Genomic DNA, 26,769 nt, shown 5'->3' with positions numbered 1-26,769 from the left:
AGATTTAATGAGTTTTAAATGCCTGGTCATTCATCAAAAAAAATAAGAAAAAAGAAAAAGATTAGCTTAAGGCGATTAAAAAACTGGCTGTTAAGTATTGTCGGGTTAATTGTTATTATTCTTGCTATCAGTTTCACGTTGATTCGAGTCGCTATAAAATCAATTCCAGATTATTCAGCTGCGATACAACAAGCTGTTTCCGAACAAATGGATATGACTCTGGAAGTAGGGTTTCTTGATGCAGAAATTTACTGGCTAGTTCCAAGATTAAATCTTATTGATGTCAACGTGTCAGATAAAACCGGTAAACATCATTTATTGCACCTTGATGAAATAGACTTAAGCCTGGACTGGGCAGAATCTATAAAAAATATGATGCCGGTTATTGGAGAGATAACGCTTACCGGTTTAAATGTTCAGTTAGGCATTAATAAAAAATCACAATTATTAATACAGAATTATGTTATTGATGAAAACATAGATAAAACGCTGAATATTTCTAGTCATGAAAATGTTCAAAACGAAATTGAGATAAGTGATACTGTAAAAAATAATTTAAATAACCTGAATTTTAAAATTCTAAATAGTCAGGTTAGAATTTATGATGATAGAAATGAAAGTCGTAGTACAACATTAACGAGCTTTAATCTTCAGCTAATCAATGCAGGTGACTCTCATACGTTTGAGGTGAAAGCGAATTTGCCACTGAACTATGGTGAGTATATTCATTTTATTGTTGATACCGAAGGTGATTTATTTGATTACAGAAATTTAGATGGAAATTTGTATCTTGCATTGGAAGGTATTAATGCAGCATCGTGGCTGGATGACTACTGGAGCGAATTAAAAGTTACAGCAAATGCAAATTTACATGGTGAAGTCTGGCTTCAATGGAGTGGGCAGGAAATAACAGAAGTAAATAGCCGGGTGAATATATCAGACCTGGCAGTGTTGTATCTTGATGAGTCAGTTAATTCCTGGAATATCAATCAGCTGGATGCATTGATGCATTGGAAAAAGATAAATAATGACTGGCAATTAGACGTTAGAAATCTTGTTGTAGATCGAGATGGTATTACTTTTTTAAAACCAGCGGCTGCAACGCTTGAAATGGATGATGAGAGTCAGGAAATTAGATTAAGAGCAGATTTTTTACGTATCGATGGTTTTGTGTATCTGGCAGGTATGATTAATAGTGTCGCTGAATATAATATAACCTGGCTTGATCTACTAGATAAATACAAGCCATCTGGTGATCTAACGAATATTGATGTGCAGTTGCCCGTTAATAACCTGCAGAAAATAAAGATAAATACAGAATTTAGTCAAATTGGTTTTTCCTTGCCCGATGCAGAGCCAGTTAAAATTGAGAATTTACAGGGAAAAATTGATTATTTAGATAATAAAACATGGCTGACACTGGATTCAAACGATACAGTTATTAAATTCAATGAGTTATTCAGAAATTCAATTGATTTAAAGGTTTTAAAAGGCACGCTTGAATTGTCGCATCAAAATCAATTGTGGGAAGTTTCAACGCAATCATTAATAATTAATACACCGCATATAGAGACAGAATTAAGGCTTAATTTTAATATGCCTGATAACGGTAATGCTTTTCTTGATTTAACTACTCAATTTAAAAATGGTGATGCAAAGGCTGTTGATAAATATTTGCCTGCGGGCATTATGGGTAAGAATGCAGTAGCATGGTTGGATGCCGCTTTGCTTGATGGGAATATTGTTAATGGAGGTTATCAATTTTATGGCTATTTGAATGATGCTCCATTTCGAGAACATCAGGGCATCTCGCTTGCAGATTTTAATGTTACGGGTGTCGATCTTACCTATTTGAAAAACTGGCCAGAAGTTAATGATATATCGGCTAACATACGTTTTGAAAATGACACAATGTTTATAGATGCCAGTAAAGGTCGTTTGTTTGATTCGAAAATAATAGGCACAACGGTATATATCGATAATTTTATATCACCGACACTGGATGTGAAGGCTAGAGTAAATGTTGATTTGCCCGACATCAAAAAGTATGTAAATGGAAGTGGTTTACGTGAAGATGTAACAGATTATATTGATAATATGCAGCTTGCAGGCAAAGGTAAGTTGGATCTTGAATTGTTTTTACCTTTATATGGAGATTACTATACAGAAGTCGGTGGAAAATTGGCTATTGAAAAAGGTAAATTACATTTAGTGCAGGAAAATTATAAATTAAATAATATAAATGGTTTAATTCGTTTTGCAGGAAATACAGTAGAGTCATCTGATTTGACAGCTGAAATGACTGGTAATCTGCCAGACCAGTTACTTGATATTGATATTAAAACCAAAAGATTTTCAGAAGGGCTTTCATATCATATAGGTGTGAATGGAAGTATTTTAGCTTCTTCGTTATTCGTGCCTCTTCCTGGTATCCAGGCCTATTTTGATGGCAGTGCCGACTGGAACATTGGTATTGATATAGCGAATGATAAGACAAAGAAAAATATGGCGGTGAAAGTTAACGTGGCTTCCGATTTAGATGGAGTTACTAGTAGCTTGCCAGGGCCATTGTCTAAAATATCTGAAGCTGCCTCACCTATAATAGTTGATATTGGTGTTGTATCGAAGTCTGAAATTAATTATGAATTAAGTTTAAATAATGGTGACAGACTGAAGTTAAAGCAGTTTCAGGATAAATTATTGATATCTGCTGACATGGAAAGTCTTAAAGGTGATGCGGTTATAAACAGACTGGATGATATAGATGAACCGGTTAATATCAAACTGGAATATCTGGACTTAAATAAGTTTTTTAAATCGGCAGAGGGCGACCCTGATAAAACGGTTGTTAATGAAGCTTTATCTGAAAAGTCAGCTTTACAAAAACTATCATCAGATGTTATATCTTCGCAATCTTTTTCTCCTCGCGATTTACCTTCGTTCGACTTTTATGCAAAAAAATTAATATGGAAAAAATCTATATACGAAGAAAGTGAATTAAAGGTACAGGAAAGCAAGTTAGGTGCAGTAATAAAAGGCTTTGAGCTATCGGGTGCTAACCATATGGTATCCGGAAAGGGCAGCTGGTTTACAGGTAAAAATAATGTCAGTACAACCAAATTAGATATTTATATAAATGTTAACGATTTGGGTAAGGTATTTAAAAATCTGGAAATCTCGGATAATCTGTATGAAACTTCGGGAAATATTAATTTGCGCTGGCAGTGGGACGATACACCCTATAATTTTAACTGGGAAAAAATAAAGGGCGATGGATCGCTTAAACTGGATGACGGAGTATTAAAGCAGCTTGATGCCGGTGCTGGTCGCTTGCTAGGTCTGTTTAATTTTAAGACATTATTTTCTCTGGATTTTGGTAACCAGATGAAAGATGGATTTAAGTTCGATAAAGTTAGAGGAAGTTTCTCGTTTTCAGACAGTTATATTTATACAGATGATTTTGAGATAGAAAGTAAAGTTGCTGATATGCATATGAAAGGACAGTTAAGCCTGGCAAATAACACAATAAAACAGATTGTCACAGTTAGGCCCCACGTGGGAGCTAGTGTTACTCTGGGAACGGCTGTTGTTGCTGGTCCGGCGGCTGGAGGTCTTGTGTATTTATTTCAGAAAATTTTTAATACTGATCGTTTGTCAGAATATCAGTATTCTGTTGAAGGTAATATTGATGAACCGGTTGTCGAGTTGATTCGCGCGCCAGAAACAGCCGCAGAGCAGGAAGAAGACAGTGATTTTTAGGTGTCAAATTAAGATATTTATATTAATTATAAATTTGCTAATATCAATTAATGTTTTCGCGCAGGATGTTAATATAGAGCTGCGAGCAGAAACGTGGGATATCCCTCGTCACGGTGAAGCTCTGTTAGAAGTGCCTGAGTTGTCTTCTGCAATGCAAAAATGGATGGCAGATCCTCAGCAAAAAATTGAATTACGTTACCCAGGCGGGGAGGAAGGTGAGCTCTGGGTGGAAGAATTAAGGGACTGGTTCGTGACTCTTGGAGTACCTTCAGGTGTAATTCAGATATCTCCCGGAAGTAATGCAGAAGATGTTATTAATATAGTTTTATTTAAACGGTAAAGTAAAGATGAGTAAGATAGCAGCAATTCAAATGTCCTCAGGACCTAATATTCAGCCTAATTTAGATGAGGCAGCCAAGTTAATAGAGCAGGCGGCATCTCAGGGCGCTGAACTAATTGTGTTACCAGAGAATTTCTCCCAAATGCCGATGAACGACGAAGAGCGCGTTGCTAATGCAGAAACCATAGGTGATGGAAAGGTGCAGACTTTTCTAAGTGTTCAGGCTAAAAAAAATAATGCCTGGATTGTTGGTGGAACAATACCGATAAAGAGTGATGAAGCAGGCAGGGCTTACTCAAGTAGCATGTTATATAATAATCAGGGAGAACAGGTTGCGCGGTATGACAAAATTCATATGTTTGATGTTTTGATTGAGGCGAATAACGAAACCTATAATGAATCTGCAACAACGGTTGCAGGTGAAAAGGTAGTTGTTGTTGATACGCCTTTAGGAAAATTGGGTTTAAGCGTTTGTTATGATCTTAGGTTCCCTGAGTTATATCGTACTATGGTTGATCAGGGAATGGAGATTTGCGCTATTCCATCAGCATTTACTGCCTTTACCGGCCAGTCTCACTGGGAACCATTGATACGAGCCAGAGCCATTGAAAATCAATGCTATGTGATTGCATCGGCACAGGGTGGTTATCACGTTAATAATCGTCAAACTTACGGTCATAGTATGATTGTAAATCCGTGGGGTAATGTTCTGGGCAGTGTTGGTACAGGGCCTGGTGTAGTGATTACTGAACTCGATCGCAGTGTGCTGGAAACGACACGTAGTAAGTTTCAGGTGTTGAATCACAGAAAGTTGAATTGTCGAATTAACTGATTTGAATTAATGCTGGGTAATACAGCTTTTCTCCTGGTTTAGAATTAGTGAATGATGCATGAGTTTGTGGACTAATTGGCTAAATGAGTTACCTGAGACTGTTAAGCTCCATTTTGTAATCTGAAGAGCCAATAGAGATAAAGCAGGTTTTTAGTATTAAACCTGTCATTGTATAACTTTGTGAAGAATAGCCATTGATGAGCTGTTATTCTTTAGTCTGTGCGTCGGAAATAATTATAAGAATATAGAGAGTCCCTGCTACATGGATAACTCTAAAAATTAGTAATATTATTTATATGCGTGTTTAATCTGGTTTTACAGATTATGAAATAAGTGGGAGAAATTTGAGGGAGTCTCAGTTTCTTCAAAATACAAATCGCGACTGAATAATCATGATAAAACAAAATTTACGAATTACCCTTTTATTTTTAATAATTAGTCTGTTGTACGCCTGTGCGCCACCGGTAAAAGAAGAGCCTGTCGTATTAGAGCCTGAGCCTGTTGTAATACCTGTTGTGGTTGAAGAGCCTGAACAGGAAGTGTTATTACCAGTACAACAGGATGTGCTGATTTTATTAAGCAGTTCTGCCAAAGCATATCAAAAAATAGCCAATCACCTTACTGAAGCATTGGGTGAACACTCTGTTCAAATTACACTTTCCGGTCTGCCTGCACAGGATAAAGCTGTCATAAAAGATATTAAGGCATCCAGTACGGTTCAGATTATAGCCATTGGCCTGAAAGCAGTTGAGGCTGTTAAGGGCTTTAAAAATAAACAAATTATTTATACACAAGTTATCAGGCATAAAAATTTAATTGCAGATAATGTAAAAGGCGTTAGCTCATTACCTTCACCTGAAAAGTTATTTAAAGACTGGAAACAGTTGTCTCCGAGGTTGTCAAAAGTTGCAATTATTGCAGGCAAAAATCTTGAGCTGTATCTGGCGAGGGCAAAAAAAGCAGCTAAAGCCCAGAAAATTGAGTTGATAATTGAACAGGTTAACTCTGATAAAGGGTTTATATATAAAAGTAAAAAACTTAAATCAGATGTAGGTGGTCAGTGGATTTTGCCGGATAACCAGATATTGAGCGGAAAAGCACTTAAAGAGGTGATGGCTTATGCGTCAAGGCGTGGCAGAGAAATTGTTGTGTTCAGCCCTAAATTATTACCCTTTGGCGGTTTTTTCTATATAAATCCCGATTTGAAAGCAGTTGCAGATGGAATATTGCAACGTTTGTCAGAATCTGCAGGTAAAACCACCGTTTCAGGTGATAGCGTTTTACCCGTTATGAGCCATACTATGGGAATAAATCAGAATATTGCACGTCAATTTAATCTGATAATACCTCAGGAATACCGGAAATATATAAATGGAAAGTAGAGCTGAACAGGATGAGAAGACTCTGGATCTGGGCTGGAAAAATGCTCAAACTATACGAAGTAATCTGAAATCCGGTGTAAGAGATGATGATAAAGTTCACCATTCGAAACCGCCAGTTAAAAGTTTTCTACGCCGAACCCCCCTTTTTTCACGTCGTAAAAATACAAGTCTGGTTAACCGCATTATCTGGTTATTATTAATCTGGAGTGTGGTGGTTTATATTTTAGGTGTTGCGGGTTTGTGGTGGAGTTCTAATAAAGTTATCGAAGATAACTTTTCACAACAGGCAACAGACTGGGTTGCCAAACTTGATGAGTTAGGAACACCACTGTATGCAGCAAATGATGAGTTTCTTTTTCAATCTATTGAAGAGCAAATTCATCGTTTTCCAGAAGTTTCCTATCTCAGATATTATGAATCTGAAAATAATTCAATTATTGCTCAATATGCATCAGAAAAATTAGGTGATATTAAAGTTCCTGAATTAAGTTCCGCAATTATAGAAAAATTACGAATCAATATCGACTCTAATCAGCCTGTGTTTATTCAGTCTGCGGAAGAAAGCCTGTCTTTGTTTCAGGTTGCAGCACCCATAGTTACAAGATCTATTCGATCAGACAGTATGATGGATTTTGATCTTGATGAAGACGCAAAAGAAACATATAAAATAATAGGTTATCTGGAGCTGGGTCTGGATTTTAGTGATTATAAAAACAAGCTGAAAAAGAATATTTTTATTGGCAGTGTGGCGGTTGCTATTTTGTTTTTGGTAGCAGCGTTTTTTGGACGTATTTTAATAAAACGTTCACTCCGTCCTTTAACCAAGATGAAGAAACCGCTGGAGCAGTTGGCAAGGGGTGAAATTGATGTGCATGTTGACGGTGAAGGGGATGAAGAAATTGTTGCTATTGCCAACGCTCTAAACACAACAATTGAAGCGTTAAAAAGTCGTGATGAAGAATTACGTAAAATGGCTAATTACGACTCATTAACAGGCTTGCTTAATAAGCATAATTTCAACATCCAGTTAAAGAGAGAAGTGCAACGTACGATTGATGAAAACGATAGTAGTGCTTTGTTGTTTATTGATCTGGACCAGTTTAAGCATGTTAATGACAATCTTGGACATGCAGCAGGTGACAGGTTATTAAAACAGGTTGCTGATTTACTTAAAAATCGTATTCGATCAGAAGATGTGATATCACGCTTTGGTGGTGATGAGTTTACTATTATAGCGAAATCTATAAATGAACCTGATGCTCGTATGATTGCAGAGTCCATTTTAAAAGCAATGCAGGAGTTTGTGTTTATTGAGGGTGGGCAGGCATTTAATATTTATTGTTCAATTGGCGTGGTGTTAATTGGCAGTGAAGATTTTACCGCAGAAGAGGTTTTCTCTCAGGCAGACATGTCATGTTTTCATGCGAAATCAGAAGGCCGTAATCGCTATCATATGTTTGATTTGCCAGAGCAGGAAGAGTTGCGTAAAAGTGCAGATATTAGCTGGTCAAAAAGAATTAGTGATGCAATTCAGAATGATTACTTTACGTTATTTTATCAACCTATTGTGAGCCTGCATGGGGATACAAGTGAGCATTATGAAGTCCTGCTGAGAATGGTAATGGAAAATGATGATGTTATTCATCCAAATGCCTTTTTGCCTGCAGCTGAGCGTCTCGGAGTAGCAATAGATATTGATTACTGGGTAGTGCGTAATGCATTGAGAAAAATTTCAGAGTTTAAGGCGGATGGTCGTGATGTGTATTTGTCTATTAATTTATCAGCTAGAATTTTTGAGGCCAAAGATTTAATAGAAAAAATTCAGCGGTATATATCGCAGTATAATGTAGACACTGATCGCATTGTTTTTGAAATTACAGAACAGACTGCTGTTCGACATATAGAAAAAGCCAGTAAAACGATTAGTGAATTATCTGCACTGGGATGTCAGTTTGCGTTGGACGATTTTGGTGTCGGGTTTAGCTCGTTTAATTATTTAAAACGTTTACCGGTTGATATTTTAAAAATAGACGGTGAATTTATTACTGACATGGTAAAAGACCCTGTTGATCAGTCGATGGTTCAGGCGATGATTAAAATAGCTAAAACATTAAATAAAAAAACCACAGCTGAATATGTTCAGGATGCGGCAACATTAGAAATGCTTAAACGTTTTGGTGCTGATTATGCTCAGGGTTATTATCTGGGAAAACCAGTGAGAGATACTACGCGACAAAATTATGAAGATGCACTTGGGCATATAGATACCAATATTCTGCCTTTTTGATTGTGTGAGAAAAAATCATATCGTGCCTGTTTTTACGCTTTAGTTTTTTTTAGATTCATAAACTGGTGAAGTTGTGGGCTGTTCAAGATCATCTCCATCCCCGATGGAGATGTTTCATGGCAGTGCGCACTTCTATCAGTTAATTAATCTGAATGATGTTTATTTCTGGTAAAAAACATAAACCATCATCGCTTACCGCCACCGCCTGCTTTAATTAAAAACTTATCCATCATTCGTGAACTTAATATGCGTTTTAAATAACCCATAATGTATGTTGGTTTTGTTACGTAATATCGTGCACGGGGTCGTTTTGCTTCCATGGCATGAATAACTTTTTCACATACTGCTTCTGGTCCAAGTGTAAAGGGTGCAGCCGGACCTTCTTTTTCCAGGCGCTCAAGCATCGATTCGTATTGCTCTTTATGCTGGCTGTTTTCTTTATCTATATAATTATTAAATGCTTTCAATGCGTTTTTTCTAAAGTCACTCACAATCGGCCCGGGTTCAATCAGGCTCACATGAATATCAGTGTCGTTTAATTCCTGACGTAACGTATCGCTTATGCCTTCGAGAGCGAACTTGCTGCAGTTATAGGCTCCTCTGTATGGCATGGCTGCAAACCCTAATACAGAGCTATTTTGAATGATCCGGCCATAACCTTGTTTTCTCATTACGGGCAATACCAGATTGGTTAACTCCATAGTGCCGAAAAGATTGGTTTCAAATTGTGCGCGCATTGCGTCACGGCTTAAGTCTTCTACTGCGCCAGCCAACCCATAAGCTCCGTTGTTAAACAGTGCGAAGAGTTTGCCCTGCGTTTGATCGAGTATCTTTATCAGTGCATTTTTAATGGAAAGGGAGTCATTAAGATCCAGTTGCAGAGCATTTAGTCCTAATTGCTTTAAATGTTCAACATCATCTGCCTTTCTTGCACTGGCAAAAACCTGATAACCCAGTTTCTGTAGGTGTTGAGCGGTAAAAAATCCGATACCCGTTGAGCAACCGGTGATTAAAATAGATTTTTGTGGCTTCAAAATAGTCCTTTTGGTCAAATATTATCACTAAACCCCCTGGTTAATTTGGCAGCGGGGCGCTGGCGCATTATAATAGCGGGCTTTTCGCCTTGCCGATATATTAATTGGGCAGGGATTTGATGATCTTACAAACTGGAATACATTATGCGCAGTCATTACTGTGGTCAGGTAGACGAAAGCCTGGTCGATCAGGAAATAGAATTATGTGGATGGGTTAACCGTCGTCGTGACCATGGGGGCGTGATCTTTGTTGATTTACGTGATCGTGAGGGTCTGGTACAGGTGGTTTTTGACCCTGACAAACCTGAAATTTTTGCTCTTGCAGAACGTGTACGTAATGAATATGTATTAAAAGTTAAAGGCAAAGTGCGTTTACGTGATGAAGCAGTGATTAATGCGAATTTAAAATCAGGCAAAATCGAACTGCTTGGTCTTGAGCTTGAAGTTTTGAATGCAGCAGAAACGCCTCCATTTCAGTTAGATGATCAGGGTGTTCATGAAGATAATCGCCTGAAATATCGTTATATTGACCTGCGTCGAGATGAAATGCAGCAACGCATGCGTATGCGTTCGCAGGTATCCGGCTTTATTCGTCGATACATGGAAGACAATGGTTTTCTTGATATAGAAACACCTATGTTAACAAAAGCTACACCTGAGGGGGCGCGTGACTATTTAGTACCAAGTCGTACGCATCAGGGCGAGTTCTTTGCGTTGCCTCAGTCACCACAGATTTTCAAACAGTTATTAATGATGTCCGGTATGGATCGTTATTATCAGATCGTACGCTGCTTCCGTGATGAAGATTTACGTGCTGATCGCCAACCTGAATTTACCCAGATTGATATTGAAACTTCATTTATGAATGAAGATCAGGTGATGGAAATAACCGAAACCATGATACGTGATCTTTTTGCCTACGTACTTGAAGTGGCATTACCAAACCCATTCCCTCGCATGACCTATGCAGAAGCAATGGATCGTTTTGGTTCTGACAAGCCTGATTTACGTATTGATATGGAGCTGGTTGATATCGGCGATCTAATGGAAGACGTAGAGTTTAAGGTTTTTTCTGGCCCGGCTAAAGATCCTAAGGGTCGTCTAATTGTGTTACGTGTTCCTCAGGGTGCAAAACTCAGCCGTAAAGAAATTGATGGTTATACAGAATTTGTCGGCCGTTATGGTGCGAAAGGTCTGGCATGGATTAAAGTAAATGATGTGGATGCTGGTCGTGAAGGTCTACAGTCACCGATTGTTAAGTTCCTGCCGGATGAGGCGTTAGATGAAATTATTAAACGCAGTGGTACGCAAACTGGAGATCTTTTATTCTTTGGTGCGGGTAATGCAAATGTGGTTAATGAATCTATGGGCGCATTACGTGTTCAGTTAGGCCATGATCTGGATCTGGTTTCGCGTGAATGGAAGCCATTATGGGTTGTAGACTTCCCGATGTTTGAATGGAATGAGCGTGATGAGCGTTGGAATGCATTGCACCATCCATTTACTGCACCTTCAGGTAGTCTGGAAGAATTAGAAGCAAACCCGGGTGAAAGTTTATCTCGTGCTTACGACATGGTGTTGAATGGTTGTGAGTTAGGTGGTGGTTCAGTGCGTATTCATGATACGGCTATGCAGCATAAGGTGTTTGAAATACTTGGCATCAGTGATGAGGAAGCGAATGAGAAATTTGGTTTCTTATTAGAAGCACTGAAATATGGTTGTCCACCGCATGCAGGTTTAGCATTTGGTTTAGATCGTATGGTGATGCTGATGACAGGTGCCAGTTCAATTCGTGATGTAATGGCATTCCCTAAAACGCAAACTGCGGCATGTTTATTAACGGATGCGCCATCAGAGGTGTCAGCAGCACAATTGAAAGAATTGAATATTCGTATTCGTAAACCTGTCACAGAAGCGTAAAAAGATAGTCGTAAGTCAGAAGCACTAATCCTAAAGCGATGCTCTACTCAGGAGAGCATCGCTTTAGAGCAGTCTTATTGTTTCTGATTTAGGATCTACGGCTATTTTGTTTTCTGTCTCCAAAGAGATAGTTGAAATAAACCCTTAAGCCCTTATAGTCTGTAGTAATCCATTTGTTTCTAGAGAAGATAAAAATGAGTGCAGTAGCCATACAGCCCTATGCAATATTAGATGATGAAGAGTGCGAACAGCGTATTCTGGCAGCAAAAGAAAAATTAGGAGATCGACTGGTTATTCTGGGGCATCATTATCAGCGTGATGAAGTGTTTCAGCATTCTGATTTTACCGGTGATTCTCTTAAACTATCTCGTGCAGCGGCTGAATCTAAAGCGGAATTCATTGTGTTTTGCGGTGTGCATTTTATGGCAGAAGTTGCCGATATCCTGTCTCGACCAGATCAGGTTTCTGTTATTCCAGATATGGCAGCGGGTTGTTCTATGGCAGATATGGCTAATCTGGCAAAGGTAGAAAAAGCCTGGGCTGAGTTATCCAGCGTGATTGAGCCAGACGAGTGTGTAACACCCGTTACTTATATTAATTCTGCGGCAGATTTGAAAGCATTCTGTGGCAGTCATGGTGGTATTGTCTGCACTTCAACGAATGCACGAAATGTGCTTGAGTGGTCATTTGAGCAGCGTGAAAAAATTCTATTTTTTCCTGATCAGCATCTGGGTCGAAATACTGCAGCCAGTATGGGGCTGGCCATGGATGAAATGGTGGTGTGGGACTATGACAGGGAAATGGGCGGCCTGACGGTTGAGCAAATTAAAAAAGCCAAAATGATTCTGTGGAAAGGTTTCTGCTCTGTGCACCAGATGTTTACCCCTGAGCAAATTGATAACTTTAAGGAAAAATATCCGGAAACTAAAATCATTTCACATCCGGAAAGCTCATATGAGGTTTGTCAAAAATCTGATTATGTAGGCTCGACTGAATATATTATTAATACAATTCGTGATGCAGAGCCTGATACCCGTTGGCTGGTTGCAACAGAATTGAATCTGGTTAACAGGCTGAAAGATCAGTTTGCCGCAGAGGGTAAAAAAGTACACTTTATGTCACCCACTGTGTGTATGTGTTCGACTATGTTTCGTATAGATCCACAGCATTTGGCGTGGACACTGGAAAATCTGGTAGATGGGCATGTGGTTAATCAGATTAGTGTGCCAGAGGATGTGGCTACAAATGCCAGGTTAGCGCTTGACAGGATGTTAGAAGTCTCACCTTAGTTTCTACATTCTGTACCTTAAAAAGTGAAAAAAACGTTATCCGATAGTATGGCTGTAAATTGATACAGTATATTTTAAGACGTGTGACTAACGACGAAAATATTACTACAAGCATCCGTATACTCTCCGGTTAATGGCTTTTGACTTTATATGCCAAAGAATCACTTAAAAAGCTTTAAACTTCTGTTTCTTTTAGGTATTTTGTACCCATGAAAGAAGCAGTCATACTCGTACACGGTATCTGGATGAATGGGATGGAAATGTTCCGCTTGCGTCAGCGTTTAACTGACGCCGGATATGAGTGTTATCAGTTTCGATACTCATCTTTAAAGTGCTCCCCCCAGGAGAATGCTGAGCAGTTACATAAACTAACCCATTCAATCAATGCACAAGTAGTGCATTTTGTTTGCCATTCACTGGGTGGTCTGGTTATGTTGCATCTATTTGATAAGCACATTGTTGAAAAGAAAGGCAGGGTCGTTTTTTTAGGTGTGCCGGTAAATGGCAGTCAAGTGGCCCGACGTTTGTCCAGTACAGTTATGACCAGATGGACAGTGGGTAAAAGCATTGATCACGGTTTACTGGGTGATCGACCCGTATGGAAAAAATGGCGTGATCTGGGTGTGATATCCGGCAATCTTCCACTGGGTGTAGGGCTTATTGTTGGAGGGCCTCCATTACCCCACGATGGAACCGTTTCGGTAGAAGAGACTTATCTGGGTGGAGCCACAGATTATATTACAATGCCCATAACCCATTTTGGTCTGTTGTATTCAGAGTCTGTTGCGATGCAGGTCGTTACTTTTTTACGCGCTGGAAAATTTGGTGATGAAGCAACCACTTTATTATTTGATGCGACAGGATAGTCTGCTTTATTTTGATGCGTAGACGTGGCTTTAAATAACCTTAAATATATGAAATTGATGATGAAAGCTTTTCTAAGTGTTTTACTAATTAGTCTTTGTTTGTGTTTGCCGGTGCAGGCAAATACAAAATACTATCAATATAATGGTGATATGCCGTTTATTGAAATGATGCTCAATATGATGTCGACAATGGGCATGATAGATAAAGTGCCTCCTTATCTGCTTGCTTATGGGCAATATTACAATAACCCGTACCCAGATTCTGGTTTGTATATGAATAATGCACATGCAAATCAACTACCCATGCAGCAGGCTAACTCTTCTCCTTTAATGGTGCAGGATGCAAATCCGAATTTAAAACAGGAGATAAAGCAGGAAATAATGGAAGAGATGATGCAAGGGCAGTCTCATCCAGATACAAATCAACAAGTCTGTTTAAATGGAGGATGTCAGAGTTTTAACCCAGTGCAGTTAAATGGTGTCTGGATGTCACGTCAGGGTGAAATGTTAGGTATAAAAAATCAGCAGTTTCTGTGGAGTGATGGACAATCACGTTATTTAACGGGTTTGATAAAAATTCAGCAAAATGCGTTTGCACTTAAGGTAAATGGTAATGGTTTGATAATGAGTTATCAATATCGGTTTAATAATAATCGCCTGCAAACACGAGATTCAAAGGGAATTGTAAGAGATTTTATTCGAGTTCCTGTGAATCAGAGATATTAAGTCGAGTGACTATTCGTATACTGGGGATTGACCCGGGCTCCCGACAAACCGGTTATGGCATTATTGATTCTGATAAAAATAATTCAGTGCATGTGGACAGCGGCTGTATCTATGTTAAAGGTGACAGTTTTCCAGATCGACTGGGATATATTTTTCAGCAGGTAAGTGAGATTATTGCCGAATATCAGCCGGTTGAATTATCAATTGAGCAGGTCTTTGTGAGTAAAAATGTCGATTCGGCATTAAAGCTCGGGCAGGCAAGGGCTGCCGCTATTTGTGCAGCGGTTAATGCGGGATTAAAAGTGAGCGAATATACCCCTAAAGCAATTAAAAGTGCGGTAGTCGGCACGGGTAATGCGACTAAGGAGCAGGTGCAGCACATGATGTCGATGTTATTAAAGCTGGAAAAAGGACTGCAGGCTGACCAGGCAGATGCGCTGGGAATTGCATTATGTCATGCACATAACCGGCTTTTAGCAAATAAAATACCACTACCTGGTCGTAAACGCACATCCGGACGATGGACAAGCCTGCCGAAAAATTACAATAACTAATGAATTATAAAGAAACAATATGATAGGCAGAATCTGCGGAAAAATACTTGAGAAACAACCCCCGGCATTACTGGTTGATGTGCAGGGTGTGGGTTATGAAATCAGTTCACCCATGTCGACTTTTTATCAGTTACCTAACCTGGGTGAAGTCGTTACATTACACACTCATATGGTCGTACGTGAAGATGCGCAGTTGTTATATGGTTTTGCGTCTCTTTCAGAGCGTAGTCTATTTCGTATTTTAATAAAAATAAGTGGTGTAGGTCCAAAACTTGCGTTAACCATTTTATCGGGTATGAATGCAGATGAGTTTATTATTTGCGTGCAGGATAATGATGCTGCTGCACTGGTACGTTTGCCCGGTGTTGGTAAAAAGACAGCAGAGCGTTTGATTATTGAATTACGAGATAAACTAAAAGACCAGCCAGTCAATGTGAGTAGCCCTGTGAGTACGGGTTCAGCATCAACTATTGCGTCTGCCTCATCTCCTGTATCAGACGCAATAAGTGCATTGATAGCTCTTGGATATAAAGCGCCTGAGGCAAGTCGTATGGTTCGAGTTGTAGACACAAACGATCTGGGTACAGAGGAAATTATTCGTTTGAGTTTACAGGCGGCGGTGAATAAATAAATTATGAATGATCGAATAATTACAGCTGAGATAGCAAATGATGATGAAGGCGTTGATCATGCGATACGCCCCAAGTTACTAAAAGATTATTCAGGCCAGCCAGCTGCATCTGAGCAACTGGATATATTTATTCCGGCTGCACGTAACCGGGGAGAAGCACTGGATCATTTGTTAATTTTCGGACCCCCCGGTTTAGGTAAAACAACACTGGCACATATTGTTGCAAATGAAATGGGCGTTAACCTCAGGCAAACGTCCGGCCCGGTTCTGGAAAAACCGGGGGATCTAGCTGCTCTGTTAACGAATCTGGAGCCCCATGATGTTCTGTTTATTGATGAAATTCACCGTTTAAGTCCTGTGGTAGAAGAAGTTCTTTATCCGGCAATGGAAGATTACCAGCTGGATATTATGATCGGTGAAGGTCCAGCAGCGCGATCTATTAAACTAGATTTACCACCCTTTACTCTGGTCGGTGCTACCACCCGGGCTGGTTCGTTAACCTCGCCATTGCGAGATCGTTTTGGCATCGTATTGCGTCTTGAATTCTATAATACCGATGATTTAAGCAGTATAGTGATGCGTTCTGCCCAGATATTAGGCGTAGAACTTGATGTTGAGGGTTCAGCTGAAATAGCTCGTCGTGCCCGTGGAACACCTCGAATTGCTAATCGTCTTTTACGCCGGGTGCGAGACTATGCAGAAGTAAAAGCAAATGGCGTAATTGATAAAACCATTGCTGCTAAAGCACTTGATATGTTGAAAGTGGATTCTTTTGGTTTTGATAATATGGATCGAAACCTGCTCACAACCATTATTGACAAATTCAGTGGTGGCCCTGTAGGGGTAGAAAATCTAGCTGCAGCGATAGGTGAAGAGCGGGATACAATCGAAGATGTCATTGAGCCTTATCTGATTCAGCAGGGCTTTTTAATGAGAACACCTCGCGGCAGAGTCGCAACACCAAATGCTTATCGACATCTGGGGTTAAAGCCACCCGTGAATTCAAGCGACTTATTTGTTGATGAAGAAAATAATTAGAAGGATTTAACCCCTTTTACACCGTTGTAACGTTTATATGAAATAAGCTACCTGTATCACAACAGAAAACGATAAATTTATTACAATGTGCAATCACTTTCAAAGTGGGAACAAAAATGAACTTTAACTGGCCGGTACGCGTCTACTATGAGGATACGGATTCCGGTGGCGTTGTTTATTACGCTAATTATTTAAAATTTATGGAAAGGGCAAGAACAGAATTTTTACGTCATCTGGGGTTTGAGCAAGATCAATTAATTGATCGGGAAAATATTATTTTTGCAGTGCGCTCTGTACAATGTGATTACAAAAGTCCAGCTCGATTTAATGATGAATTAATTATAACGGCAGATTTAACTGAACTTAAAAAAGCCAGCATGTTATTTGAACAAAAAATATTTCGAAATAATCAGCAGGATAAAATTCTCTGTCAGGGGCAAGTTCGTATAGCCTGTTTACATGCAGACACATTTAAACCCTGCGCAATACCTGAATCTATAATGGAGGTCGCCGGTGTCGACTGATCTATCACTCGTTACGCTTATTTTAGACGCCAGTTTGCTGGTGCAGTTTGTGATGCTGCTTTTGTTATCAGCATCTGTGATTTCCTGGTTTATTATTTTTCAGAAAAATAAACTATTAAAAGTAGTTTCGTCAGAAGCCAGTCGATTTGAAGATCAGTTCTGGTCTGGTGGTGATCTGAGTGAGCTTTATACACAGTTAAGTCGACGACATCTAGACCGCGAAGGCATGGAAAAAGTTTTTGAAACGGGTTTTGCAGAATTTGCACGATCTTACAAAACAACGACGGATCCCGCGTTTATGATGGCGAGTATTCAGCGCAGCATGAAAGTAGTGTTATCTCGTGAAGAAGATAAGCTGGAATCAAACCTGACATTACTGGCAACCATCGGGTCAATCAGCCCTTATGTTGGTTTATTTGGTACTGTCTGGGGCATTATGAATTCATTTACCGCTTTGGGTGCAGTGCAGAATGCATCACTAAATATGGTGGCACCAGGCATTGCAGAGGCGTTAATTGCGACAGCAATGGGGCTTTTTGCGGCGATACCAGCGGTGGTGGCTTATAACCGTTATTCTGATCAGGTTGATCGTCTAGTTAGTCGTTATGAAAACTTTATGGAAGAATTTACAACGGTTCTACAAAGACAGTCACAGAAAAAAGTTAAACCGGCTAAAAGTCGGTCGACAGATGAAGTGGCAACCAGTACTGCAGAGGCAGAATAAATATGGGGTCTAAAAAAAGACGTCCCATTTCTGACATCAATGTAGTGCCCTATATTGATGTTATGTTGGTGTTATTGATTATTTTTATGATTACCGCACCTTTTGTTCAGCAGGGTGTGGAAGTTGATTTACCTCAGGCATCTGCAAAACCTATGTCTCCGGATGAAGCTGAGCCAGTTGTAGTTTCTATAGATAAAAAAGGTGATTTTTATCTGGATATTGGCGACGAACCAGACAAACCTATTGATGCGCAATTAATGGTTAATCGAGTTGCAGCAGTGCGACAACTTAAACCCGATGTGCCGGTTTTGGTGAGAGGTGATAGAAATGTGGGTTATGGACAGGTGGTTGATGCCATGGTGTTATTACAGAAAGCCGGTGTTGAAAAAGTTGGCCTGATGACCGATCAGCCGGAAAAATAAGATGCACAACAGTATAATTTCACAGATTAAAAACCATCCGATATTGTTTGTGCTTTCTGTCGGTTTGCATTTGCTGCTGGTTGTTATTCTTATTTTTAATATGGCTCCAAGTGTTCCAAAGATGCCTGCTGCTGAAAAAGTAGATACAGTTAAAGCAGTTATTATTGATGCCAGTGTTGTCGAAAAAGAAAAACAGAAATTAATACGCGCAGAGCAAAAAAAACAGGATAAACAGCTTGCACAGAAGAACAGGTTGGACCGTGATGCTAAAAAAGCCCGGGATAAACGTAAAAAAGAAGAAAAACGTCTGGCAAAGTTAAAGAATGATGAAAAAAAGCGTAAGCAAAAACTGGCCAGAAAAGAAAAAGCCGAGAAAGAAAAGAAAAAGAATGAACTTGCGAAATTAAAAAAACAGAAAGAAAAACTAAAGCAGGAACAAAAAGAGTTAGAGAAAAAACGCAGAGATGAACAGCAGAAGCTGGCAGCAATAGAATCAAAACGCAAAGCAGAAGAAGCTGCTGAACGTAAAAAACGATTAGATGAAAAACTGGCGGCAGAAGCTGAAGTAAGGCGTCAGGCTCAGGATGCAGAAATGCGCAGGCAGATGCTGGAAGAAGAAAGGCGACTGGCGAAACGCAGCGCTGAAAACCAGAAGTTATTAGCTCAGTATATTTATCAGATACAGAGAAAAGTAGAAATTAACTGGAATGCGCCAGCGAGCATGACCTCTGGTTGGTCATGTGAAATAATGGTGGAGCAGAATCGTTTTGGAGAAGTGCAAAACGTTCGAACTAAACAATGTTCAGGTAGTGATGCTTTTAAGAGTACGGTTGAACGTGCAGTACGTAAAGCGTCCCCTTTACCTGAAGCGCCCAATAATGATGTATTTGAGAAGAAACTGAATTTTATTTTCAGGCCGGATGTATGAAGAAAAACTTAACTAAAGTAATTTTAATAGCTCTATTTTTTATAATGCAAACTGCTAATGCAACTTTGCAGGTAGAAATCACTAAGGGCTCTGACAATGCTCTGCCAATTGCAGTGGTGCCGTTTGAACTCGTTGGACCGGCAGCAAGCCTGATCAGTGTTTCAGATCTTGTAGCATCTGATTTAAAACGCAGTGGTAAATTCAAACCGATTGATAAAAACAAACTCATTTCCACACCTAAAGATCTTGAAGAGGTTAACTATAAACTCTGGCGAGTAGCGGGCATAGATCATCTGGTGATTGGTAAACTAAATGTTATAAAACCAAATCAGTATGAAGTTAGTTTTCGATTGATAGATGTGTTTAAAGGCGTGCAGGTTTTAGGTTATCAGTTTTCAGCTAATGACCATAGTTTACGTGGGATTAGTCATCATATTAGTGATCTTATTTATGAAAAAATCACCGGTCAAAAAGGTGCGTTTGATACCAAAATTGCTTATGTGACTGTAGAGCGAAAACAGGGTGTGCAGCCTTCTTATAAATTACAGGTGGCTGATACGGATGGTTATAACTCACAAACCGTATTAAATTCTACTCAACCGGTTATGTCACCATCATGGTCACCTGATGGTAGTAAACTGGCCTATGTTAGTTTTGAAAAGCGTAAATCAGAAATTTATGTTCAAAATTTATTTAGTCAGCAACGTGAAAAAGTCGCAACTTTTAAAGGTATTAATGGAGCCCCGGTCTGGTCGCCAGATGGAAAGCAGCTCGCTCTAACACTTTCTAAAAGTGGTAATCCCGATATTTATGTATTGACAGTGGCAACTAAAAAACTAAAACAGATAACGAAACACTGGGGTATAGACACAGAGCCGACCTGGACACCGGATGGAAATGAAATAGTTTTCACTTCAAGTCGAAGCGGTAAACCGCAGATATACCGTGTATCTGTGAAAGGTGGTTCTGCAAAACGACTGACTTTTGAAGGCAAGTATAATGCAAGTCCTGAAGTATCTAGCGATGGAAGAACGTTAGTATTTGTTCAGGGTGAAGGAAATACATTTAAAATTTCTACAATGGATATGCAATCTGGATTTGTTCAGGTTTTAACTGAAGGTCCATTGGATGAATCACCAAGCTTTGCACCTAATGGCAGTATGATTTTATATGCATCGACAGATAAATTTAAAGGTGTATTAGCTGCAGTATCAACAGATGGTCGATTTAAACAGAAGTTAATTCTATCAGAAGGCGATGTGCGTGAACCCAGTTGGGGGCCATTCAGAAAATAACGAATTATAGTCATCCTTAGTTATCAGGGGTGGTGTTTTACAAAGAGATTTAATTAATTAAATATGGGGCAATTATGAAATTTACAAAATTAGTTTCAGCACTGATGTTAGCGGGTTTATTAGCAGCATGTACACCTGATAACGTAAAAGATGACGATTCATCAACTGATGGAAGTAATCAGGGTTCTAATCAGACAAATGCAGATGGGGCAAAGACAGGGGGGCTGAATGGTGACGGATCAGCGAATGGTACCGCTCTTAATGGCGCCACCGTTTCTTATGATAAAGCCGCGATTAATGATGCGAATAATGTGCTGGCGGAAAAGGTGATCTATTTTAATTATGACAGCGACCAGATCAGCCCTGATTATCAGGAGCTGATAACTCATCATGGTAAATACCTGGCATCTAACCCTGATATGAGTGTACGCCTTGAAGGCCATGCTGATGAAAGAGGAAGCCGTGAGTATAATGTGGCACTGGCAAATCGTCGTGCGCAGTCAGTACGCCGTCTGGTTTTATTTCAGGGTGTGAATGCTGATCAGGTCTCTGTTATTAGTTATGGTGAAGAAAAACCGGTTGCTTTAGGTCATGATGATGAAGCATGGCGCCTTAATAGACGAGTAGAACTCGTTTACGAAGCGCGATAAGATACAGCCAGAAAATGTATGATTGTGGCACCGTATTAGAGGCTAATCCTGCTGTTATAGACTGTTGTAACAATGGGGCTGGTTTATTTGTATGGTGTGGCGGTCAGTTGTTTATCATCAGATCGGTATATATTTAATACGGTTAATATGCCAGTAGGCTCTTTTTATGTCATCAAATACGGTAAGACACCTCGTAAAACCTCTGTTTATTTCTATCTTGTTAACAACTTCAGCTCCTGGTGTATTCGCTGAGAATGGTTTGAGTGTTGAGCAGCGACTGGGTCGTCTGGAAAACCTGCTGCAAAATCAGGTTCTTGTAGAGCAAACGCGACAAATGGAGCAGATTCAGCATGAGTTGACTGCTTTACGAGAGCTGCTTGAAGCTCAGGAACATCAATTAGGTCTGATTAAGCAACGTCAACGCAACTTATATCAGGATATGGATCGTCGCCTGAATGATCTGGAAATTAAGGGTGGAGGGGTCTCGGCTTCATCAGGGGCATCTTCGGGAGTTGCTCCGGCTGTTTCTGGCGCTTCTTCGGTTCCACCGCCTGGTTCAGCGACTGTTGTCAGTAATACACCTGCTGTGATTGCTGCGCCGGTAGTCGGAGATAAAAACGGTAAGTCAGCTTACACTCAGGCTTTTAATACGTTAAAAGAGGGTAAATATCAGCAGGCAATTATGGCGTTTAACAGCTTCCAGCAGACTTATCCTGAAAGTGTATACGGTGCTAATGCACAGTACTGGTTAGGCGAAGCTTATTCGGTTAGCCGTGATTACAAAACAGCTTTGAGTGAGTTTCAAAAAGTGGTTAGTCAGTATCCGCAAAGCAATAAAGCTGAAGGAGCCATGCTGAAAATAGGTTATACCTATTATGAAATGCAGGATTGGGCATCGGCTAAAACGGCTCTTGGGGCTGTTATTAATAAATATCCTGGTACTACGGTAACCCGTAAAGCCAAAGAACGTCTACAGCGAATGAAGCGTGAAGGTCATTAATAAGAAGACTCTGAGGTATTCTGATTAAAATGTCATCTGATACACAAGCTGTAGAGTCACGTTTACGCATTACTGAAATATTTTATTCCCTTCAGGGTGAGTCCTCATTTGTTGGCTTGCCAACGGTCTTTATACGCCTGACAGGCTGTCCTCTACGTTGTGGTTATTGTGATACTGCTTATGCCTTTAGTGGTGGTGAGTGGATGCAGATATCTGAAATTGTGCGGCAAATCAAACAGTATAAAACGACTACTGTTTGTGTAACCGGTGGAGAGCCATTAGCACAACGCTGTAGTGGTGATTTGCTTAAACAGTTGTGTGATGAGGGTTATCAGGTATCCATAGAAACATCAGGCTCTATAGATATATCATCGGTAGACTCCAGAGTCGTTAAGGTTATGGATATTAAAACACCGGGTTCAGGTGAAGAATCAAAAAACAGATATGAAAATATTCAGCACCTGACGCAAAAAGATGAAGTTAAGTTTGTATTGTGTGATCGAGAAGACTACGAATGGTCCAAAGAGGTTATAAATAAATATAAATTGTCTGAGAAAGCGCAGATTCTGTTTTCACCGGTACATGATGGCGTGGTACCGGCAGATCTTGCAGACTGGATAATAAGTGATCAGTTAAATGTGAGATTTCAGTTTCAATTGCATAAATTCCTTTGGGATAACGAACCAGGTAGATGAAGTCTTTATGAGTAAGGTAAAGAAAAAAGCAGTATTACTTGTATCCGGTGGTCTGGACTCGGCTACGGTATTGGCTATGGCTAAAGCGGATGGTTATGAGTGTTATGCCCTGAGTTTTGACTATGGGCAAAAACACCGGGCTGAACTTGAGGCCGCTAAAAAAATTGCGCAACTACTGGGTGCTGAGCAACAGCAAACGCTTCACCTTGATTTAAATGTTTTTGGGGGATCTGCACTAACTGATGATGATATCGATGTGCCAGCAGCTCAACAAGAGGGTGCCGAAGGTATTCCAGTAACTTATGTGCCGGCTAGAAATACAATTTTTTTATCAATGGCTTTAGCATGGGCAGAAGTTTTACAGGCAGACGATATATTCATTGGTGTAAATGCGGTTGATTATTCAGGTTATCCTGATTGTCGTCCCGAATTTATACAATCTTACGAAACAATGGCAAATCTGGCGACTAAAGTGGGTGTAGAAGGTCACCATCTTAAAATACATACCCCGTTAATTGATATGACAAAAGCTCAAATTATTCAGACGGGTATAAAGCTTCAGGTTGATTATTCGTTAACTGTTTCCTGTTATGCCGCTAATGAGCAGGGTAAAGCCTGTGGCGTATGCGATTCCTGTCAGTTGAGGCGTAAAGGGTTTGAGGATGCTGGAGTGGCTGATCCGACCTTATATTTATAATGCTGAAATAAATGCGTTTTTTTGACTTGTAATTTTGGGTGATTGAGGTAATATACGCGCCTTCCTGAAGAGGCAAATGCTTAACAGGATAGATAGTTGAATAAAGAATATGGGCCGTTAGCTCAGTTGGTAGAGCAGTGGACTTTTAATCCATTGGTCCCGCGTTCGAGTCGCGGACGGCCCACCATATAAAAACAAAGACCTGGCGATAGTCAGGTCTTTGTCGTTTTTAAAGATATAACTTATTTCTTTAATGACAAGGATAACATTATCAGTTATAACTTTAGATAGTGTTATAAATCCGGGACAGTTTCATAAACCTGTAACAATAACAGGATAGTCTACGGCATTATGACGCTTAGTTAAGTGTCTTCCCTGATATTTCAGGGGAATTAAGTATTACATTTTTGTAATCGTTGACACTTAAAGGTAGGTATTTTAAATGGAAAAGTTAAAGGAAGATCAAATGATAAACGTTATTGTAGCCAATGTAATTGCATTGTGTGTCTATGTGTTCGTATTAAATAATTTATGGGATGTTATGCCAGCTGATATTAGTTTATTAGGCAGGTTATTAAGTTTTAGCTTAATTCTGGTATCGCCTTTTATTGCTTATAAGTTGTATAAACGAAATTTAGATTATTAATATGTAACTACAGTTACACCCCCCTGAAAAAGAATATAAAAAAGCCCGTCTCTTATGGAGTCGGGCTTTTTTATGCACGTAATGCCATACGGTTAATGCAGTTCTTAATTGAGTATGACAGGGCTCTGTTTCCAAATTAAACAACTAAGTTGTATGGAGTTAATTGTTGTCTTATCAGTTGAATTAAAATTACTCCAGGCATAAAAAAACCCAACTCAAAAAGAGTCAGGCTTTTTTAAAGTTATACGAACTGAATAGTTATTTACGTATACTTGGTCCGTTTAGAGTTAAACCATTGCTCATGAAAGTATGGAAATACTCAAGAGAACGATACTCTTTGCTTTGCGCCTTAAATGGCTTAGCACGTACCTGCTTGTTACAGCCGCCATAACGGCGATGTAATGTACCCATGCCATCACCCGAAGCGCTTACTAGTGACCACTTGTTGCGATAAACAGGGAAGCCTGATGTGTGACCTAAAGCAGGGCTTAAAATGTCAGCACGAATCTTTTTGCCCGCATTGTAGTAATGACAGTCAGCACATGACATATTTAATTGACCACGTTTAGCATAAAAATGCTTCTTACCGCGTTCATATATTGCCATTGACTCTGGTGTATCAACAATTTTTACATTGCCTTTATTTCCACGTGACTGATAAGAAAGGTAAGCCGACAAGTGTGCCATTTTTCCTTTTTTATATTTCAGTGGCTTTTCACCATTCTTTTTACGACATTCGTTAATGGCTAGCTCGACTGTAATAATTTCACCACGTTTCTTATCGAAATATGGGTAGTTATGAGTCATACCTTTTTTAGCTTTTGGAAAACAGCTAGAGTAGGTTTTGCCATTTTTAAATGCTTTGTTGAAAACTTCTTCACCTTTATCAACAAAGATTTCGTATGCAGGGAAATCTTCAAAAGCTTCCCATTGTTCACGTGATGCTTTATCTACTGAATAAACACCATTAGTGAAGTCCTGTAATGGAACAGATGGAAATGTTTCAGTAAAGTGACTTCTGAAATCTTTCAGGTCCTGATCCGGATTTGCAGCTATACCAGCAAGAGGGGCAATTAGCATGCAAAGCGCAGAGACAATAACTGCAACTTTTTTCATAATTTTTACCTTATTGTTTTTTCTGAGGTTTAGATTCAAAATTAAATAGTTACAAAATCTATTTAATTTTAGCTTCTACTGAATCGCTTTCGCCTTTATTGTCCACCCAGCTCATTTTCAAAGTGTCGCCAGATTTAGCGCCTTCAAATTTGAATGACAGGTATGGGTTTTTAGAGATAGCAGTACCCCAGTCAGCAGACAGTACAGTGTTGCCATTGTGGCTACATGTAACTTCCTGAATGTAGTGAGCAGGAAATTTCTTTCCCGTTTTTTTGTTTTTACGTAAGCCGGTTTCCATAGCGTGACTGATCAGTGCTTTAACAACTGTTTGGCCATCTTTAACCTTAGCGCGTACTTTAATTGATTTTGCCATTATATTATTCCTCTAAGTATTCCCAACAGGGATTAGCCGCCGCAGCCGCCGATAGTAACTTTAACTTCTTTTTTAGCGCTATATAGTTTGCCGTTTGCTTTAACAACAACTATCAGATCAGATGTTTTACTCATTTTTACACGAGTTGAAACAAAACCTGTTGCACCTTTGCCCATTTTGAATGTGGCAGTTAAAGGAGTGGGGTTCTTAGAAATAAGCAGACTGATTGATTCAGTGCCTGCAATCTTGCTTGTTACAGTAATAGGTACTACTGCACCATTTTCTGCAATCTCAGGTGCCTTTAAAGCAATGTCCGAGCTTTCAGTTGTAGCGCTGCTACCGAGAGCATCTTTAATAGCGGCATCAACATCAGTTGCTGCAAATGCTGCTTTAGGCCATGCGGCCATAACAGCACGAGGAGTAATAAGACCTGCGCTTACAGCAACGCCAAATGCGCCTGCAGCTGCAGAGTTCTTTATAAAAGATCTACGTTTAGTGTTCATTGTTTCTACCTTAAATTTTATAGTGAGTATATAAACTCAACAACTTTGTCTATTTCTGAATCAGTCATAACTTCGTGAGCTCCGAAAGGAATCATAATAGTGTTGGGGTTCATAGTTCGTGCATCGTATATCTGTGCACGTAACTTGCTCTTATCAGGGAACCTGTCTTTCATTGCCACCCCAGGGATAGACAAAGCCGGACCGATGTTACCAGGTAGTTTGCCACCTTCTATAACGTGGCATGCAAGGCAATTACCTTTCTTTTTGTTGAAGGCAAGTTTCTTACCCTCAGCAATTACCGAAGCATCTTCCGCAATGGAAATGCTCGGCAATGAGAAAGCTAGAGTACCCAGCAATGCAGCAACAGATGTTGCTGTAGAAATGGTCTTAGCGGTGTACCGCATAATTCACTCCTCAGTGTTTTGATTAACGTGGAAAAAAGGATCCAGTCTATAGATAGCAGTCAGATTGTAATTATTCCATTATTTCTGAAGATTATTGATCAAAAAGTGAATTTTTTTATGAGTTCAACATTCAT

At 39.5% G+C, this 26,769-nt stretch carries 27 protein-coding genes and 1 tRNA gene; 23 read left to right on the top strand and 5 right to left on the bottom strand.

The window, feature by feature from the left end:
- The first annotated feature begins 18 nt into the window (after positions 1–18).
- The 5 genes from DIZ80_05615 to DIZ80_05595 all read left to right on the top strand — a co-directional run bounded on the left by DIZ80_05615 (position 19) and on the right by DIZ80_05595 (position 8,600).
- Positions 19–3,759, top strand: coding sequence for a hypothetical protein (locus tag DIZ80_05615; GenBank protein RDH84941.1), 3,741 nt, complete (start codon positions 19–21; stop codon positions 3,757–3,759).
- Positions 3,749–4,099 carry a hypothetical protein gene (locus tag DIZ80_05610; protein ID RDH84940.1) on the top strand — a complete coding sequence of 117 codons (351 nt, stop codon included), beginning with the start codon at positions 3,749–3,751 and terminating at the stop codon, positions 4,097–4,099. Before DIZ80_05615 ends, DIZ80_05610 begins: the two co-directional genes overlap by 11 nt.
- A gap of 7 nt (positions 4,100–4,106) precedes the next feature.
- Positions 4,107–4,931, top strand: coding sequence for an acyltransferase (locus tag DIZ80_05605; GenBank protein ID RDH84939.1), 825 nt, complete (start codon positions 4,107–4,109; stop codon positions 4,929–4,931).
- 392 nt (positions 4,932–5,323) lie between these two features.
- Positions 5,324–6,313, top strand: a complete 990-nt coding sequence (locus tag DIZ80_05600; protein ID RDH84938.1) for a hypothetical protein — start codon at positions 5,324–5,326, stop codon at positions 6,311–6,313.
- Positions 6,303–8,600: a hypothetical protein gene (locus tag DIZ80_05595; GenBank protein ID RDH84937.1), complete on the top strand. Its 2,298-nt coding sequence runs from the start codon at positions 6,303–6,305 to the stop codon at positions 8,598–8,600. Before DIZ80_05600 ends, DIZ80_05595 begins: the two co-directional genes overlap by 11 nt.
- Positions 8,601–8,785: 185 nt before the next feature.
- Here the strand turns inward: DIZ80_05595 and DIZ80_05590 are convergent, their stop codons facing one another.
- Positions 8,786–9,634 (bottom strand): short-chain dehydrogenase, encoded by an 849-nt coding sequence (locus tag DIZ80_05590; GenBank protein ID RDH84936.1) that lies wholly within the window; start codon positions 9,632–9,634, stop codon positions 8,786–8,788.
- Between the two features lie 144 nt (positions 9,635–9,778).
- On the opposite strand from DIZ80_05590, the gene DIZ80_05585 reads away from it, so the two are divergent.
- The 18 genes from DIZ80_05585 (at position 9,779) to DIZ80_05500 (ending at position 24,239) form a co-directional block, all read left to right on the top strand.
- Positions 9,779–11,554 carry an aspartate--tRNA ligase gene (locus DIZ80_05585; GenBank protein RDH84935.1) on the top strand — a complete coding sequence of 592 codons (1,776 nt, stop codon included), beginning with the start codon at positions 9,779–9,781 and terminating at the stop codon, positions 11,552–11,554.
- A 194-nt stretch (positions 11,555–11,748) separates the two neighbouring features.
- Complete coding sequence (locus DIZ80_05580; GenBank protein RDH84934.1) at positions 11,749–12,843, top strand: quinolinate synthase; 1,095 nt, start codon at positions 11,749–11,751, stop codon at positions 12,841–12,843.
- A gap of 254 nt (positions 12,844–13,097) precedes the next feature.
- Positions 13,098–13,709: an acetyltransferase/hydrolase gene (locus DIZ80_05575; GenBank protein RDH84933.1), complete on the top strand. Its 612-nt coding sequence runs from the start codon at positions 13,098–13,100 to the stop codon at positions 13,707–13,709.
- Positions 13,710–13,733: 24 nt separating this feature from the next.
- A complete protein-coding gene (locus DIZ80_05570) occupies positions 13,734–14,435 on the top strand; it encodes a hypothetical protein (GenBank protein RDH84932.1) in 702 nt (233 codons plus the stop codon).
- An 11-nt stretch (positions 14,436–14,446) separates the two neighbouring features.
- Positions 14,447–14,989 (top strand): crossover junction endodeoxyribonuclease RuvC, encoded by a 543-nt coding sequence (locus DIZ80_05565; GenBank protein RDH85048.1) that lies wholly within the window; start codon positions 14,447–14,449, stop codon positions 14,987–14,989.
- A gap of 19 nt (positions 14,990–15,008) precedes the next feature.
- Positions 15,009–15,620: a Holliday junction branch migration protein RuvA gene (locus DIZ80_05560; GenBank protein RDH84931.1), complete on the top strand. Its 612-nt coding sequence runs from the start codon at positions 15,009–15,011 to the stop codon at positions 15,618–15,620.
- Positions 15,621–15,623: 3 nt separating this feature from the next.
- On the top strand, positions 15,624–16,658 hold the full coding sequence (locus DIZ80_05555; GenBank protein ID RDH84930.1) for a Holliday junction branch migration DNA helicase RuvB: 1,035 nt from the start codon (positions 15,624–15,626) through the stop codon (positions 16,656–16,658).
- A 116-nt stretch (positions 16,659–16,774) separates the two neighbouring features.
- Positions 16,775–17,182, top strand: a complete 408-nt coding sequence (gene ybgC, locus DIZ80_05550) for a tol-pal system-associated acyl-CoA thioesterase (protein RDH84929.1) — start codon at positions 16,775–16,777, stop codon at positions 17,180–17,182.
- Entirely contained in the window at positions 17,172–17,906 is a 735-nt protein-coding gene (tolQ, locus tag DIZ80_05545) for a protein TolQ (protein ID RDH84928.1), read from the top strand. The genes ybgC and tolQ overlap by 11 nt, the downstream gene beginning before the upstream one ends.
- A 2-nt stretch (positions 17,907–17,908) precedes the next feature.
- Positions 17,909–18,328, top strand: coding sequence for a protein TolR (tolR, locus tag DIZ80_05540; GenBank protein RDH84927.1), 420 nt, complete (start codon positions 17,909–17,911; stop codon positions 18,326–18,328).
- 1 nt (position 18,329) lies between these two features.
- The gene (tolA, locus tag DIZ80_05535; GenBank protein ID RDH84926.1) at positions 18,330–19,256 is read left to right on the top strand and encodes a cell envelope integrity protein TolA; all 927 of its coding nucleotides are present in this window, start codon (positions 18,330–18,332) and stop codon (positions 19,254–19,256) included.
- Complete coding sequence (locus DIZ80_05530; protein RDH84925.1) at positions 19,253–20,551, top strand: Tol-Pal system protein TolB; 1,299 nt, start codon at positions 19,253–19,255, stop codon at positions 20,549–20,551. The genes tolA and DIZ80_05530 overlap by 4 nt, the downstream gene beginning before the upstream one ends.
- A gap of 74 nt (positions 20,552–20,625) precedes the next feature.
- The gene (gene pal, locus DIZ80_05525; GenBank protein RDH84924.1) at positions 20,626–21,201 is read left to right on the top strand and encodes a peptidoglycan-associated lipoprotein Pal; all 576 of its coding nucleotides are present in this window, start codon (positions 20,626–20,628) and stop codon (positions 21,199–21,201) included.
- A gap of 166 nt (positions 21,202–21,367) precedes the next feature.
- Entirely contained in the window at positions 21,368–22,201 is an 834-nt protein-coding gene (ygbF, locus tag DIZ80_05520) for a tol-pal system protein YbgF (protein ID RDH84923.1), read from the top strand.
- 29 nt (positions 22,202–22,230) lie between these two features.
- Positions 22,231–22,896: a 7-carboxy-7-deazaguanine synthase QueE gene (locus tag DIZ80_05515; GenBank protein ID RDH84922.1), complete on the top strand. Its 666-nt coding sequence runs from the start codon at positions 22,231–22,233 to the stop codon at positions 22,894–22,896.
- Between the two features lie 7 nt (positions 22,897–22,903).
- Positions 22,904–23,593 carry a 7-cyano-7-deazaguanine synthase QueC gene (gene queC, locus DIZ80_05510; GenBank protein RDH84921.1) on the top strand — a complete coding sequence of 230 codons (690 nt, stop codon included), beginning with the start codon at positions 22,904–22,906 and terminating at the stop codon, positions 23,591–23,593.
- 111 nt (positions 23,594–23,704) lie between these two features.
- Positions 23,705–23,780, top strand: a tRNA-Lys gene (locus tag DIZ80_05505).
- A gap of 255 nt (positions 23,781–24,035) precedes the next feature.
- Entirely contained in the window at positions 24,036–24,239 is a 204-nt protein-coding gene (locus DIZ80_05500) for a hypothetical protein (GenBank protein ID RDH84920.1), read from the top strand.
- Between the two features lie 258 nt (positions 24,240–24,497).
- Here the strand turns inward: DIZ80_05500 and soxA are convergent, their stop codons facing one another.
- The 4 genes from soxA to soxX are packed head-to-tail and all read right to left on the bottom strand — an operon-like array spanning position 24,498 to position 26,635.
- Positions 24,498–25,355 carry a sulfur oxidation c-type cytochrome SoxA gene (gene soxA, locus DIZ80_05495; protein RDH84919.1) on the bottom strand — a complete coding sequence of 286 codons (858 nt, stop codon included), beginning with the start codon at positions 25,353–25,355 and terminating at the stop codon, positions 24,498–24,500.
- A gap of 58 nt (positions 25,356–25,413) precedes the next feature.
- Positions 25,414–25,728, bottom strand: coding sequence for a thiosulfate oxidation carrier complex protein SoxZ (soxZ, locus tag DIZ80_05490; GenBank protein ID RDH84918.1), 315 nt, complete (start codon positions 25,726–25,728; stop codon positions 25,414–25,416).
- 32 nt (positions 25,729–25,760) lie between these two features.
- Positions 25,761–26,231: a thiosulfate oxidation carrier protein SoxY gene (gene soxY, locus DIZ80_05485; GenBank protein RDH84917.1), complete on the bottom strand. Its 471-nt coding sequence runs from the start codon at positions 26,229–26,231 to the stop codon at positions 25,761–25,763.
- A 17-nt stretch (positions 26,232–26,248) separates the two neighbouring features.
- Positions 26,249–26,635, bottom strand: coding sequence for a sulfur oxidation c-type cytochrome SoxX (gene soxX / locus DIZ80_05480; GenBank protein ID RDH84916.1), 387 nt, complete (start codon positions 26,633–26,635; stop codon positions 26,249–26,251).
- Between the last annotated feature and the right edge of the window lie 134 nt (positions 26,636–26,769).

The organism is endosymbiont of Galathealinum brachiosum (assembly GCA_003349885.1).
Taxonomy (GTDB): domain Bacteria; phylum Pseudomonadota; class Gammaproteobacteria; order SZUA-229; family SZUA-229; genus SZUA-229.
This window is presented reverse-complemented; position numbering and strand designations above follow the sequence as displayed.